The 13,988-nt window shown below is 66.8% G+C and carries 13 protein-coding genes; 5 read left to right on the forward strand and 8 right to left on the reverse strand.

The genetic code is table 11. The features are described from left to right. The 3 genes from ACE3Q6_RS21810 to ACE3Q6_RS21820 all read right to left on the reverse strand — a co-directional run. Positions 1-283 (reverse strand): ATP-binding cassette domain-containing protein (locus ACE3Q6_RS21810; protein WP_374437141.1); only part of this gene is annotated, 283 nt, incomplete at its 3' end. Between the two features lie 96 nt (positions 284-379). Continuing rightward, on the reverse strand, positions 380-643 hold the full coding sequence (locus tag ACE3Q6_RS21815; protein WP_374437143.1) for a glycine zipper 2TM domain-containing protein: 264 nt from the start codon (positions 641-643) through the stop codon (positions 380-382). Between the two features lie 147 nt (positions 644-790). Then, the gene (locus ACE3Q6_RS21820; protein WP_374437145.1) at positions 791-2,065 is read right to left on the reverse strand and encodes a 4-aminobutyrate--2-oxoglutarate transaminase; all 1,275 of its coding nucleotides are present in this window, start codon (positions 2,063-2,065) and stop codon (positions 791-793) included. Positions 2,066-2,237: 172 nt separating this feature from the next. Here ACE3Q6_RS21820 and dprA point away from each other — a divergent pair, with 172 nt between their 5' ends. Beyond that, entirely contained in the window at positions 2,238-3,386 is a 1,149-nt protein-coding gene (gene dprA, locus ACE3Q6_RS21825; protein WP_374437147.1) for a DNA-processing protein DprA, read from the forward strand. 120 nt (positions 3,387-3,506) lie between these two features. After that, positions 3,507-6,086: a type I DNA topoisomerase gene (gene topA / locus ACE3Q6_RS21830; protein WP_374437149.1), complete on the forward strand. Its 2,580-nt coding sequence runs from the start codon at positions 3,507-3,509 to the stop codon at positions 6,084-6,086. A 222-nt stretch (positions 6,087-6,308) separates the two neighbouring features. Here topA and choV read toward each other — a convergent pair whose 3' ends face one another. From choV to choX, 3 genes are all read right to left on the reverse strand, one after another. Further along, positions 6,309-7,346 (reverse strand): choline ABC transporter ATP-binding protein, encoded by a 1,038-nt coding sequence (gene choV / locus ACE3Q6_RS21835; protein ID WP_374437152.1) that lies wholly within the window; start codon positions 7,344-7,346, stop codon positions 6,309-6,311. Continuing rightward, positions 7,343-8,173 carry a choline ABC transporter permease subunit gene (choW, locus tag ACE3Q6_RS21840; RefSeq protein ID WP_374437154.1) on the reverse strand — a complete coding sequence of 277 codons (831 nt, stop codon included), beginning with the start codon at positions 8,171-8,173 and terminating at the stop codon, positions 7,343-7,345. The genes choV and choW overlap by 4 nt, the downstream gene beginning before the upstream one ends. A gap of 70 nt (positions 8,174-8,243) precedes the next feature. After that, positions 8,244-9,173: a choline ABC transporter substrate-binding protein gene (gene choX / locus ACE3Q6_RS21845; RefSeq protein ID WP_374437157.1), complete on the reverse strand. Its 930-nt coding sequence runs from the start codon at positions 9,171-9,173 to the stop codon at positions 8,244-8,246. Between the two features lie 87 nt (positions 9,174-9,260). Between choX and betI the strand changes: the two genes are divergently transcribed. From betI to ACE3Q6_RS21860, 3 genes are all read left to right on the forward strand, one after another. Beyond that, complete coding sequence (gene betI / locus ACE3Q6_RS21850; RefSeq protein WP_374437169.1) at positions 9,261-9,845, forward strand: transcriptional regulator BetI; 585 nt, start codon at positions 9,261-9,263, stop codon at positions 9,843-9,845. Next, on the forward strand, positions 9,845-11,494 hold the full coding sequence (betA, locus tag ACE3Q6_RS21855) for a choline dehydrogenase (RefSeq protein ID WP_374437160.1): 1,650 nt from the start codon (positions 9,845-9,847) through the stop codon (positions 11,492-11,494). The genes betI and betA overlap by 1 nt, the downstream gene beginning before the upstream one ends. 129 nt (positions 11,495-11,623) lie before the next feature. Continuing rightward, positions 11,624-11,860 (forward strand): YdcH family protein, encoded by a 237-nt coding sequence (locus ACE3Q6_RS21860; protein WP_374437163.1) that lies wholly within the window; start codon positions 11,624-11,626, stop codon positions 11,858-11,860. A 47-nt stretch (positions 11,861-11,907) separates the two neighbouring features. On the opposite strand, the gene ACE3Q6_RS21865 is transcribed toward ACE3Q6_RS21860, so the two are convergent. Together ACE3Q6_RS21865 and ACE3Q6_RS21870 are read right to left on the reverse strand one after the other, a co-directional pair. Beyond that, the gene (locus ACE3Q6_RS21865) at positions 11,908-13,302 is read right to left on the reverse strand and encodes a short-chain fatty acyl-CoA regulator family protein (protein ID WP_374437165.1); all 1,395 of its coding nucleotides are present in this window, start codon (positions 13,300-13,302) and stop codon (positions 11,908-11,910) included. Between the two features lie 44 nt (positions 13,303-13,346). Further along, positions 13,347-13,988, reverse strand: a 642-nt coding sequence (locus tag ACE3Q6_RS21870; protein ID WP_374437167.1) for an MFS transporter, incomplete at its 5' end; no start/stop codon positions are given.

The following is a 13,988-nucleotide window of genomic DNA, read 5'->3' on the forward strand; positions in this document are numbered from 1 at the left end:
GGAAAAGGATCTGGTGGTCGGGGTTCTGGAACAGGATCCCCAGCGCCGAAAGCGCTGCCTTGCGGTCCTTGAACGGGTCAACCGCGTCCACCCGCACGCTTCCCTGATCCGGAGCGATCAGCCCAGCGATCAACCGCAGCAGCGTCGTCTTGCCCGATCCGTTGCGTCCAAGGATCCCGATGCGCGCTTCCGTCAGCCGCAGGGTCAGCCCGTCCAGCACAAGCCGGCCGCCCAGCCGGACGCTGGCAGACGCAAGCTCGATGCCATGGGAGAGGTCGGACATGTGCGGCCCATTGACGGATTGCCCGCCCTTCTAGCCGCTTCACCCCCCGTCCGGAAGGGGTTGCCCCGGCCCGCATCGGGGGCCGGGGCGCAAGGCTTAGCGGCAGTCCGCGATGAAGCGGTTGCCGTACTGGTCACGGTAGTAGCACTTGCCGGTCTGCGGGGCGGGCCCCAGCAGCTGCGAGGCGGCAACGCCGACCACGGCACCGACGATGGCACCCTTCTCGCGGTCCGCATCAGACGAGACGGCCGCGCCGACGGCCGCGCCACCGACAGCGCCGAGCGCCGCGTTCTGTTCAGCCGGGGTGCAGGCCGCGATCGGCAGGGCCAGCAGGGGAAGGGTCAGAAGGAAACGTTTCATGGGTCTACTCCATTCATGAGTCTCGCGGACGGACAGTATCTGTCTGACCCCCGCTTTGCGCCCCCCCGAGGGGAGGATGGGCGGAAACCGACCGATCCGTTGCTGTGCCTACAACCCCGGACCCTCCGAACGGTTCCCGTTTCGGCCCTACTGACGGGCCGCCGCGATGGAGGCTTCCAGGATGTCCATGGCCTCGGCAAAGTGGGCGTCTGGGATCGTGATTGGTGCCAGGAAGCGAACAACGTTGCCATAGACCCCGCAGGTCAGAAGCAGAAGGCCGCGCTTCAGTGCTTCCAGCCGCACCCGCCCGGTGAAGCCCGCGTCGGGCTCTTTGGTGGACGGGTTGGCGAACTCCACAGCGACCATGAAGCCCGGGCCGCGGATGTCCACGATCTCGGGCGCATTGGCGCGGATCGCCTCCAGGCGCTGCTTCAGGCGGCTGCCGAGTTCATTGGCGCGGGCGCAGAGGTCTTCCTCCTCGATCACGTCCAGCACGGCATTGGCCGCGGCTATCCCCAGCGGGTTGCCCGCATAGGTCCCGCCCAGACCGCCCGGATTGGCCGCATCCATCAGCTCGGCCTTGCCAGTGACGGCCGCGAGCGGCAGACCCCCGGCCAGGCCCTTGGCCATCGTGGTCAGGTCGGCCGCGACCCCATGCATCTCCATCGCAAACAGGTTCCCGGTCCGCGCAAAGCCCGTCTGCACCTCGTCCGCGATCATCACGATGCCATGCTGGTCGCAAAGCGCGCGGATCGCCTTCACCAGGTCCGTCGGAGCCGGGTAGAACCCGCCTTCACCCTGCACCGGCTCGAAGATGATCGCGGCCACCCGGGCCGGGTCGAGGTCGGCCTTGAACAGCTTCTCGATCCCGGCCATCGCGTCCTTGGTCGAGATGTTGTGCACGTCCATCGGGAAGGGCACGTGGAAGACGTCGGGCATCATCGACCCGAAACCCTTCTTGTAGGGCTCGACCTTGCCGGTCAGGCTCATCCCCATGAAGGTCCGCCCGTGGAAGCCGCCGCCGAAGGCGATGACGGCGTTCCGGCCCGTGGCGATGCGGGCGATCTTGATCGCGTTCTCGCAGGCCTCGGCGCCCGTGGTCACGAAGATCGTCTTCTTCTTGAAGTTGCCCGGCACCTTCTCGTTCAGGCGCTCGGCGAGGCGGATGTAGTTCTCGTAGGGCATCACCTGGTGGCAGGTGTGGGTGAACTTCGACATCTGGTTTGCCACCGCCGCCATCACCTTCGGGTGGCAATGCCCGGTGTTCACCACCGCGATCCCGGCCGCGAAGTCGATGTAGCGGTTGCCCTCGATGTCCCAGACCTCCGAGTTCAGCGCCTTGTCGGCGTAAATCTGGGTCATCATCCCCACCCCGCGCGAGATGGCTTCGTCGCGGCGCTTGGCTACTTCGGCATTCAGCATGATCGTGCTCCCTGATGGACCCCAAGACTCATCAACCGGCCGCAGGGTCGCGTTGCGTCCATTTGATCAAATAACGTAGGCAGGTTCAAGGCTGCCCGACTCATGTCCAGCATTCAGACTTCGTTAACCACCCGCGGTGCAGAGTGCCTCTGCGAACGAGGCGAGGCAACGGATGGCCGACGGGCAACTTTCTCACCCCACACACCCCACACCCCTGAAGGAGGACCGCCTGGACCGGCTCCGCCTCGTTCGCTCCCGTCGCGTGGGGGCGGTCACCTACCATCGTCTGATGGCCGAGCACGGCAGCGCGCGTGCGGCGCTGGAGGCTTTGCCGGGTATCGCCAAGGCGGCGGGAGTAGAGGAGTATGAGGTCTGCCCCCTGGGCGTGGTCCAGGCGGAGCTGAAGAAGGGCCAGGCGCTGGGCGCCCGGCTTCTTGTGCATGGCGAGCCGGACTATCCCCTGGCCCTTGCCGAAGTCCCCGACGCCCCGCCGGTCCTTTGGGCCACGGGCGACATTTCCCTGCTGAACCGCCCCGCCGTCGGCATGGTCGGTGCCCGCAACGCCTCGTCGCTTGGCGTCCGCATGGCACGGCGGCTGGGGGCGGGCCTGTCCGAGGCCGGGTTCACCGTAATCTCCGGCCTCGCCCGCGGCATCGACGCCGCCGCGCATGAGGCGGCCCTCGAAGGCCAGGGAAAGACCGTGGCCGTCATGGCCGGCGGCATCGACGTGATCTACCCGCCCGAGAACGCAGCCCTGGCCGCCGCCATCGACGCGGCCGGCTGCCGGATCAGCGAACATCCCCCGGGGCTGGAGCCGCAGGCCCGCCACTTTCCCCTGCGCAACCGGATCGTCGCGGGCCTCTCCCGCGCGGTCGTGGTCGTGGAAGCCGCCGCGAAATCCGGCAGCCTGATCACCGCCAAGGCCGCGCTGGACTATGGGCGCGAGGTCATGGCTGTTCCCGGCCACCCCTTCGACGCCCGCGCCTCGGGTTGCAACATCCTGATCCGCGACGGCGCCCTCCTGATCCGCGGCCCGCAGGACGTGCTGGAAGCTTTGGGCGCGCCGACGGACGCCACTCCGGAACCTGAGATACGCCTGCCGCCGCTTCCCGGCCCCGAGGCCCCGCAGCGCCCGCTGAAGGAGGTGGCGCTTCTCCATTCCATGATTCTCAACCGCCTTGGTCCCAGTCCGCTGGCCGAGGACCAGCTGCTGCGGGACCTGAAGGTCTCGGCCGCGCAGCTTGCGCCCGAGCTTCTGACGCTGGAACTCGACGGCCGGATTGCCCGCCAGCCGGGGGGACTTCTGGCTCGGATCGACTGAGCCGTCGCCCTGCCGGGAAAACGATGACGGAACGCACTGTCAAGGTGCCCCCGTTGACAGCCCCGCACTTCGCCCCCATGTTGCCCCGCCATTCGAAGCGCCTTGGGAGTTCGGGACATCATGCCAGTCGTCGTCGTGGAATCCCCCGCCAAGGCCAAGACAATCAACAAGTATCTCGGCCCGGACTTCACCGTACTGGCCTCCTACGGCCACGTTCGCGACCTGCCCGCCAAGGACGGCTCGGTCGACCCCGAGAATGGATTCGACATGCTGTGGGAGGTTGCGCCCGAGTCGAAGAAACACGTCCGCGCGATTGCCGAGGCGCTGAAATCCGACGACACGCTGATCCTCGCGACTGACCCCGACCGCGAAGGCGAGGCGATCAGCTGGCACCTCAAGGAAGCCCTGCAGTCGAGCCTGAAGAAGGGCAAGAAGGTCGCCCGCGTAACGTTCAACGCGATCACCAAGGACGCGGTGACCAAGGCGATGAAGGAACCGCGAGAAGTCGATCAGGCCCTCGTCGAGGCCTACCTTGCCCGCCGCGCGCTGGACTATCTGGTGGGCTTCACGTTGTCGCCGGTCCTCTGGCGCAAGCTCCCCGGCGCGAAGTCGGCGGGCCGCGTGCAGTCGGTCTGCCTGCGCCTGATCGTCGAGCGCGAGATGGAGATCGAGGCTTTCAAGGCTCAGGAATACTGGACCGTGAAGGCCGTCTTCCGCACGCCGAGGGGACAGGAGTTCGAGGCGGGTCTTGTGACCCTTGGCGGCAAGAAACTGCAGAAATTCGACATTCCGACCGCCACTGCTGCCGAGTTGGCGGTCGCTGCTTGCACTTCTCGAACATTCTCGGTCGCGGCGGTGGAATCGAAACCCGCGACCCGCAACCCCTGGCCGCCCTTCATGACCTCGACCCTCCAGCAGGAGGCGAGCCGCAAGTACGGCATGGGCGCGAAGCAGTGCATGAATGCCGCGCAGCGCCTGTATGAGGCGGGCTACATCACCTACATGCGGACCGACGGCATTGACATGGCACCTGAAGCGGTGATGGCCGCGCGTGATGAGATCAAGCGTCGCTTCGGGCCGGACTACGTGCCGGACAGCCCTCGGATGTACAAGAACAAGGCCAAGAACGCGCAGGAAGCGCATGAATGCATCCGGCCGACGGACATGGGTCTCGGGCCGGAGAAGATCCGGGTCGAGGATGACCAGCGCAAGCTCTATGACCTGATCTGGAAGCGGACGATCGCCTCGCAGATGGCGGCCGCCCGGCTGGAGCGGACGGCGGTGGACGTGGTGTCGCCCGATGGCGAGGTCGGTTTCCGGGCGAACGGGCAGGTGGTGCTGTTCGACGGCTATCTCAAGGTCTACGACCAGGGCCGCGACGATGAGGATGACGAGGAAGGCCGCCTGCCGCAGGTGATGCAGGGCGAGAAGCTGGACAAGGGCGCGGTGACGCCCGAACAGCACTTCACCCAACCCCCGCCGCGCTATACCGAGGCGACGCTGGTCAAGCGGATGGAGGAACTCGGGATCGGGCGTCCGTCCACCTATGCCTCGATCCTGACCACCATCGTTGACCGGGAATACGTCCGGAAGGACAAGAACCGGCTCTTCCCCGAGGACAAGGGGCGGCTGGTGACGGCCTTCCTCGCGAACTTCTTCAAGCGGTACGTGGAGTATGACTTCACTGCCGACCTCGAGGCGGAACTTGACGATGTCTCGGCCGGGGACCGCGATTACAAGGACGTGCTTGCCCGCTTCTGGCGCGACTTCTCGGCGGCGATTGCCGAGACGGCGGACCTGCGGATCGGCGAGGTGCTGGAGAAGCTGGACGACTTCCTCGCGCCGCACCTCTACCCTGCGCGGGCGGACGGCAGTGACCCGCGCGTCTGCCCGACCTGCGGGACCGGGCGGCTGCATCTGAAGACGGCGCGCTCTGGTGGGGCCTTCATCGGCTGCGGCAACTATCCGGAGTGCCGGTATACCCGCCCCATCGCCGGGGACGCGGAAAGTGCGGCGTCGGACGGGCGGGTGCTGGGGCAGGACGAGAACGGAGTGGAGATCAGCCTGCGCGCCGGCCGGTTCGGGCCCTATGTCCAGCGGGGGGAGGCTTCCGAGGCGAACCCCAAGCCCGACCGGGCGAGCTTGCCGAAGGGGTGGACTCCCGACAGCCTGACCCTGGAGCGGGCCTTGCAGCTGCTGTCGCTGCCGCGTGAGGTGGGCAAGCATCCGGAGGATGGGGTGCTGGTCGAGGCCGGAATCGGGCGGTTCGGGCCTTACGTGAAGCATGGCTCGGTCTATGCGAACCTGCCGGAGGTGGAGGAGGTGTTCTCTATCGGGATGAACCGGGCGGTGGAAGTGCTGGCCCAGAAGCTGGCCGGGCGTCGGGGCGGGGCCGTGAAGGCGGGGCCGTTGAAGGTGCTGGGGGCGCATCCCGATGGGGGTGAGGTCCAGGTGATGCCGGGCAAGTACGGGCCCTACGTGAAGTGGGAGAAGGTCAACGCGACCCTGCCCAAGGGGGTGGAGCCGGAGGCGGTCACGCTGGAGGAGGCCCTGGTCCTGATCGCCGAGAAGGCGGGGAAGTCAGGGGGGAAGAAGAAGGCCGCGCCGAAGAAGGCGGCGGCTCCGAAGAAGGCGGCCAGCCCGAAGAAGACGGCAGCCAAGAAGGCCCCGGCGAAGAAGAAGGCGGCGTCGGCAGAGTAGGTGTCCACGGTGGACATTTTCGGATTCCGGTTTGGAATCAAACGGATGGGCGTGGGCGTTAGGGGACGGTTAACCCTTTGACCGACGGTCCCCCCACCCCCATCCCCTTCCCACGGCGGGGGAAGGAAGGCGCGGCGTGGAAGCGTGGCGCGACGGTGCGGCCGGGAGCAAAACTTTTCGAAAAGTTTTGCCAAAAGTTTTCGAAAACTTTTGGTCCCCGGCTTACGCTTGGCGCCGCGGGTTGATCAGCTTGGCCATCAGCCCGGCGGTCCGCACCATGCCCAGGTTGCGGCCGTTCTCGGTCACCACCAGCTCGGCCACGCCTTGGCTCATCAGGTCCATGATGTCCTTCACCGGCGTCTCGGCGTCGAGCGCGCGGGTATGGGCCGAGGCCTCGCCGGGTTCCATCACGTCCCGCGCCGTCAGGACCCCCAGAGGGTTCATGTGGGCCACGAAATCGGCCACATACTCCGACACCGGGTTGGCGATGATCTCGCGCGCGGTGCCGCACTGGACGATCCGGCCCCCCTCCATCAGCGCGATGCGGTTGCCGATCTTGAAGGCCTCGTCAAGGTCGTGGCTGACGAAGACGATGGTGCGCTTCAGCTTGCGCTGCAGGTCCAGAAGCTCGTCCTGCAGTTTGGTGCGGATCAACGGATCGAGGGCCGAGAAGGGTTCATCCATCAAGAGGATCGGCGCGTCGGTGACGAAGGCGCGGGCAAGCCCCACGCGCTGCTGCATCCCGCCGGACAGGTCGCCGACCTTGCGCTCGGCCCATTGCGAGAGGTTCACCAGCTCGAGTTGCGCGTCGACCTTGGGCTTCCGGGCCTCGGGCGACATGCCGGCCAGTTCCAGGCCGAGGCCGACGTTCTCGCGAACGGTCCGCCAGGGGAGGAGACCGAACTGCTGGAACACCATCGCGATGCGGGTGGCGCGCAGGCGGCGCAGGGTTTCCGGGTCGGCCTTGGTGACCGAAACCATCCTGTCGTTTTCCAGGACCCGCACTTCGCCCCGGACCACGGGGTTCAGCGCGTTGACGCCGCGGAGGAGGGTGGACTTGCCCGAACCGGACAGGCCCATGAGGACAAGGATTTCGCCCTCGGCCACGGTCAGCGAACAGTCGTGGACGCCCAGCACCTGGCCGGTGGCCTGCTGCACCTCGGCCCGGGTCTTGCCCTGGTCCATCAGGGGCAAGGCGCGCTCGGGGTGGTCGCCGAAGACGATGGAAACGCGGTCGAATTCTACGGCTGGGCGGGTCATCGCGTTACCCTCAACATGCGGTCGAGAAGGATGGCCACCACCACGATGATGAAGCCGGATTCAAAGCCCAAGGCGGTGTTGACCGAGTTCAGCGCCCGGACCACGGGGACGCCCAGGCCGTTCGCGCCGACAAGCGCGGCAATGACGACCATCGACAGCGACAGCATGATGGTCTGGTTCAGCCCCGCCATGATCTGCGGCAGGGCCCAGGGGAGCTCGACCTTCCAGAGACGCTGGCGCGGGGTGGCGCCGAAGGCTGTTGCGGCCTCCAAGAGCGCCATCGGTGTCGAGGAGACGCCAAGATGCGTCAGGCGGATCGGCGCGGGGAGGACGAAGATCACCGTGGCGATCAGGCCCGGGACCATGCCGAGGCCGAAGAAGACGATGGCCGGGATCAGGTAGACGAAGGTCGGCAGCGTCTGCATCAGGTCGAGGACCGGGGCCATCGCCGTGTAAAGCCGGGGGCGATGGGCGCAGGCGATGCCGATGGGCACGCCAAGGCCCATGCAGACCACGCAGGCGGACAGGATCAGGGTCAGGCTTTCGGTGGTTTCTTCCCAGTAGCCCTGGTTCAGAATGAAGAGGAAGCCCAAAAGCACGCCCAGGCAGACTTTCCAGCTGCGCTGCAGATACCAGGTCAGCGCGATGAAAATCGCAACGATCACAAGGGGATGCGGGGCCTGCAAGAGCCAGAGGATCCCGGCGATCATCGCGTCCATCACGGCCGAGATGGCGTCGAAGAGCGGTGAGAGATTGTCCTTCATCCAGTCGAAGATGGACTTCGCCACCTTGCCGACCGGGATCTTGTAATCCGTCAGCCAGTCCATGTCCCGTTCCCCCCAGAGCGTTTCTCCGGCCAGCAAGAAGGCCCCGGGTTGGCTCCCGGGGCCCTTCGGCTTACTGCAGCGCGGCTTCCACGGCCGCCACGGCGTCACCGCCATCCTTGGTGGTCACGCCGTCGAGCCAGGGCTTCCAGGCATCGGGGTTGGCGGCAAGCCAGGCCTTGGCGGCATCGCGCGGGTCCTCGCCGTCGTTCAGGATCGCGCCCATGATCTCGTTCTCCATCGGCAGCGAGAAGGCGAGGTTCTGGAGAAGCTTGCCCTGGTTCGGGCATTCCGCGACATAGCCTGCGCGGACGTTGGTATCGACCACGGCCCCGCCGAAGTTCGGACCGAAGAAGTCGTCGCCGCCGGTGAGGTAGGTCATCTTGAAGTTCGCGTTCATCGGGTGGGGTTCCCAGCCGAGGAAGACGATGGGCTCACCGGCCTCGGTCTTCTTGGCGACTTCGGCCAGCATGCCCTGTTCCGAGGATTCCACGAGTTCGAAGCCGTCCAGCCCGAAGGGGCCGCCTTCGATCATCTCCAGAAGGATGCGGTTGCCGTCGTTGCCGGGCTCGATCCCGTAGATCTGGCTTTCCAGCGCGTCCTTGTGGGTGGCGATGTCCTTGAAGTCGGCGATGCCAAGGGCGGCACCGGCCTCGTTGGTGGCGAGGGTGTATTTCGCGCCTTCGAGGTTGGTGCGGACGGTTTCCACCTTGCCTGCGTCGCGGTGGGGGGCGAGGTCGGCCTCCATCGTGGGCATCCAGTTGCCGAGGAAGACATCGACGTCGCCTTCGGCAAGACCGGTGTAGGTCACGGGGACGGAGAGGACCTTGGTCTCGGTCTCATACCCCAGGGCTTCCAGGACCAGCGTGGTGGCGGCGGTGGTCGCGGTGATGTCGGTCCAGCCGACGTCGGAGAAGACGATCTTGTCACAGCCTTCGGCGAAGGCAGAGCCTGCCAGCGCGAAGGTGACGGCGGTCGTCAGGAGGGTGGATCGGATGGACATGGAGGCTCCCCGCGTTTTTGTTGATTGACGAGTCAATAAACTTCGCCCTTATTCGGTTTGGCAAGAGTTTTCTGGGACCGCACCGACATGCCGAAGCTTGGGATGGAGCCTATCCGCAAGGAAGCGCTGGTAAAAGCCACGATTGTCGAGATCGGCCGGGTGGGGTCGCTGGACGTCACGGTGAGCCAGATCGCCAAGCGGGCGGGGATGTCCAGCGCGCTGGCGCACCATTATTTCGGGTCGAAGGAAGAGATGTTCCTGGCCGCCATGCGCCACATCATGACGCTTTACGGGGCCGAGGTGCGGGGGGCGCTGGCGGCGGCCGAGGGGCCGGAGGGGCGGATTCGCGCGATCCTGCGGGCGTCATTCTCTCCCGGCAACTTCCGGCGCGAGGCGGTGGGGGCCTGGCTGAACTTCTGGGTCCTGGCGCAGACGGTGCCCGAGGCGAAACGGCTTCTGGCGGTCTACCAGGGGCGGCTTCGGTCGAACCTAGTCTCGGCCTTGCGGCCACTGGCGGGGGCGCGGGCGGAGGGAATCGCCGAATCGCTCGGGGCGCTGATCGACGGGCTTTACCTGCGCGAGGTGCTGAAATCGGGCGCTCCGGACGGGGCGGCGGCGGTGGGGCTGGCCTTGCGGCAGCTTGAGGCGGAACTGGCGCGGGGGGCAGTCTGATGCATGCGGATTACGTGATCGTGGGCGCAGGCTCCGCGGGCTGCGCGATGGCCTACCGGCTGGCCGAGGCGGGCAAGCGGGTCACGGTGATCGAGCACGGCGGGTCGGACGCGGGGCCGTTCATCCAGATGCCGGGGGCGTTGAGCTACCCGATGAACATGGGGATTTACGACTGGGGTTTTGCTACGGAGCCCGAGCCTCACCTTGGGGGCCGCAGGCTGGCGACGCCGCGGGGGAAGGTGATCGGAGGCTCGTCGTCGATCAACGGGATGGTCTATGTCCGCGGCCACGCGAAGGACTTCGACACCTGGGCCGAGATGGGGGCGGATGGCTGGTCCTATGCGGATGTGCTGCCGTATTTCAAGCGGATGGAGCAGTCGCACGGCGGCTCGGGGCCGGAGTTCCGGGGGACCTCCGGGCCGCTGCATGTGAGCCGGGGCAGCCGGGAAAACCCGCTGTTCGATGCCTTCATCGAAGCGGGGCGGCAGGCGGGCTATCCGGTCACGCAGGACTACAACGGCCAGCAGCAGGAGGGGTTCGGGCCCTTCGAGGCAACGATCCACAAGGGGCGGCGCTGGTCGGCGGCGAATGCTTACCTCAAGCCCGCGATGGCGGGGGGGAATGTGCATGTCCTGCGCGGCTTTGCCCGGCGCGTGGTGATGGAAGGCAAGCGCGCGGTGGGGGTCGAGGTCGACACCCGCGCGGGGCGGCAGGTGATCCGGGCGGGGCGCGAGGTCATCATCGCGGCGTCGTCCATCAACTCACCCAAGCTTCTGATGCTGTCCGGGATCGGGCCTGCGGCGCATCTGCGCGAGCATGGGATCGAGGTTGTCGCAGATCGGCCGGGGGTCGGGGCGAACCTGCAGGACCATCTGGAAATCTACATGCAGTTCGCGGCGAGCCAGCCGATAACCCTTTACAAATACTGGAATCTCTGGGGCAAGGCCTGGGTCGGCGCGCAGTGGCTGCTGACGGGCAAGGGGCTCGGCGCGTCGAACCAGTTCGAGGCTTGCGCCTTCATCCGGTCCAAGGCGGGCGTCGAATACCCCGACATCCAGTACCACTTCCTGCCCATCGCCGTGCGCTATGACGGCAAGGCGGTGGCGGCGGGACACGGGTTCCAGGCCCATGTCGGGCCGATGCGATCGAAGTCGCGCGGGTCGGTCACGCTCCGGTCCGGCAACCCCACGGACGCGCCGGTCATCCGGTTCAACTACATGTCCGACCCGTCGGATTGGGAGGATTTCCGCGCCTGCATCCGCCTGACGCGCGAGATCTTCGGGCAAGAGGCGTTCAAGCCTTACCTCAGGGCCGAGTTGCAGCCGGGGCCGGGGGTCGAGACGGACGCCCAGCTGGACGACTTCCTGCGGGAACACGTCGAAAGCGCCTATCACCCCTGCGGCACCTGCCGGATGGGGCGGGCCGCGGACCCGATGGCGGTGGTGGATCCCGAATGCCGGGTGATCGGAGTCGAGGGGCTGAGGGTCGCGGATTCGTCGATCTTCCCGCAGGTGACGAACGGGAATCTGAACGGCCCGTCGATCATGACGGGTGAGAAGGCGGCGGACCATATCCTGGGACGGACGCCCCTGCCTGCGTCAAACCTGGAGCCCTGGATCAACCCGAACTGGCGCGTGTCGCAGCGGTAGTCCCCCCTCACCCCCGGCCCCTCTCCCCCCGGGGGAGAGGGGAGTGGCCAGCGTTCCGCTTGATCCGGGTCAAGGCGGGGGAGGTCGCGACCCTTTAGACTGCAGGGGACAGTCAAGAAGGAGAGACCGATGTCGAACACCCCGCACACGCTGCACGAGGAATTTCCGGCAGACGCGCAGAAGATCAGTGCCTTGAAGGCCTCGGATCCGCACTTCGCCGGGCTGCTCATCGAATACGATGTGGTCAACGACAAGGTGCACCGGGCCGAGACCCGGCTGGACGCGGTGTCGGAAGCCGAGGAGGAGACCCTGCGCAAGGTGCGGGCACGGCTCAAGGACCAGATCGCAGCGGCGCTGCGGAAGTAGCAGCTTGTCATGCGTCTTCGGCGTCTCCTTGCGAGATGCCGAAGGCGTCAGCCGATCTCGTAGGGCAGGACGTCGCGGGCGTTGGGGTTGATCTTCAAACGGCCCTCCAGCGGCGGCACGCTGCGTTGGTGGCAGTTCACGCGCTCGCAGATACGGCAGGAGATGCCGATGGGCTCGAACCTTCCTTTCAGGTCGAGCCCGTCGGAGTAGACCAGTTGCGGGGCGTGCTGCACCTCGCATCCCAAGCCGATGGCATAGCGGCGGACTGGCGCAAGGAAGGCCCCGGCGGGTTTCGACACATCGCGTGCAAGGCAGAGGTAGCGGACGCCGTCGGGGGTTTCCGCCAGTTGCCGCAGGAATTGTCCGGGCGTTTCAAAGGCCTGGTGGACGTTCCACAGGGGGCAGGCGCCGCCGAAGCGGGCGAATTGCAGGCGCGTGGAAGAGTGGCGTTTGGTGATCGTGCCCGCCTGGTCGACGCGGACGAAAAAGAAGGGGATGCCCTTGGCGCCGGGGCGTTGCATCGTGGACAGCCGGTGGCCGACCTGTTCGATGCTGGCGCCGAAGATGTCGGCCAGGCGTTCGAGGTCGTGGCGGACTTCCTGCGCGGCGGTCAGGAAGGCGCGGTAGGGCAGGAGCGCGGCCCCGGCGAAGTAGTTGGCGAGGCCGATCTTGGCGATGTCGCGCGCCTCCGTGGTGGAAAAGCGTGCGAGGTCGAGGGTTGCCTCCAGAAGCTCATTCTGCGTCAGAAGGGCGACCTGGTGCAGAAGCTGGAAGCGCTGCGAGGGGCCTTGGGCGCGGGCAGAGATGTCGAGGCGCTTGGCCTGCGGGTCGTAGTGCCTCAGGGGAGCGGTGTTGGAGTAGTGCAGGCTGATACCCGCCCGTTTCAACAGGTCCTGCGCCAGGGTTTCGATGGGTTTCCCGTTGGTTGCCGAGGTCGCGAAATGCTCGGCCGCACGGTCGATCGCATCGAGGTAATTATCGCAATAGTGAAAGAAGTCACGGACCTCCTCCCAGGCCGAGGGGCGGAGGTCGGCGTCTTCGCGGCCCAGGGCCTCATCGAGGGAGGCGAGGCGTTCGTGGGTCTGGCGGTAGGCTCGGTGGAGGTCGAGGAAGGCGCGGGCAAGGGCCGGGGCGTTCGACGCGGCGAGGCGGAGGTCGGCCAAGGGCGGCGTGGCGGTGGTGAAGACCGGGTCGGCCAGCGCCTCGCGCATGTCGGTGACGAGGCGTTCGGATTCGCCCACGGTCAGTTCGGTCACGTCGAGGCCGAATTCCTGGGCGAGGGCAAGGACCACGGCGGCACTGACGGGCCGGTGGTTGTTCTCCATCTGGTTCAGGTAGGGGAGCGAGACGTTCAGCTTGTCGGCGAAGGCCTTCTGGGTCAGCGAGAGCCGCCCGCGGATTTCGCGCAGTTTGACGCCGGCGTAAAGCTTCTGGGTGGGCATCGGGAACCTCTTTGCAAAGCTATGCGGCGCTTTGCAAAGCTGCGTCAAGCGCCGATCTGGCGGGCGCGGCGCATGACGAAGAGGATGGCGATGACGGAGGCCACCGAAGAGGCGAGCATCAGGAGGATGAGCGGCATTTCCGAGGAACCGGGCCCGAGGAGCACACCGGCGAAGGCGGCGAGGCCCGCGCCGCCGCCGATCAGGATGGCCCCACCCAGGCCCGAGGCGGTGCCGGCGAGGTCGGGGCGGACCGAGAGCATCCCGGCATTGGCGTTGGGGAGGCAGATGCCGTTGCCGAGGCCCATGAAGATGGTGAGGCCGAAGAAGACCGTGGGGCCGGAGAGGCCGGCGAGGGTGAGGAAGGCGAGGAGGGCGAGGCCTGCGGAGGTGACCATGCAGCCGATCAGGATCATCCGGTTCATGCCGATGCGGACGGAGTAGCGGCCAGCGAGGAAGTTGCCTGCGGCGTAACCGATGGCGGTCAGGGCGAAGAGGGCGCCGACATGGGTGGAGGAGAGGCCGAAGATGTTGTCTCCGACGTAAGGCGCGCCGCCGAGGTAGGCGAAGAAGCAGCCCGAGGCGAAGGCGGCGGCCAGCGTGTAGCCCCAGAACCGGCGCGAGGCGAAGAGGGCGGGGTAGGTGCGGATCTGGTCGGCAAGGCTGACGCGGCGGAGGGTGGCGGTCTC

Source organism: Tabrizicola sp., from assembly GCF_041913445.1.
GTDB lineage: Bacteria > Pseudomonadota > Alphaproteobacteria > Rhodobacterales > Rhodobacteraceae > Tabrizicola.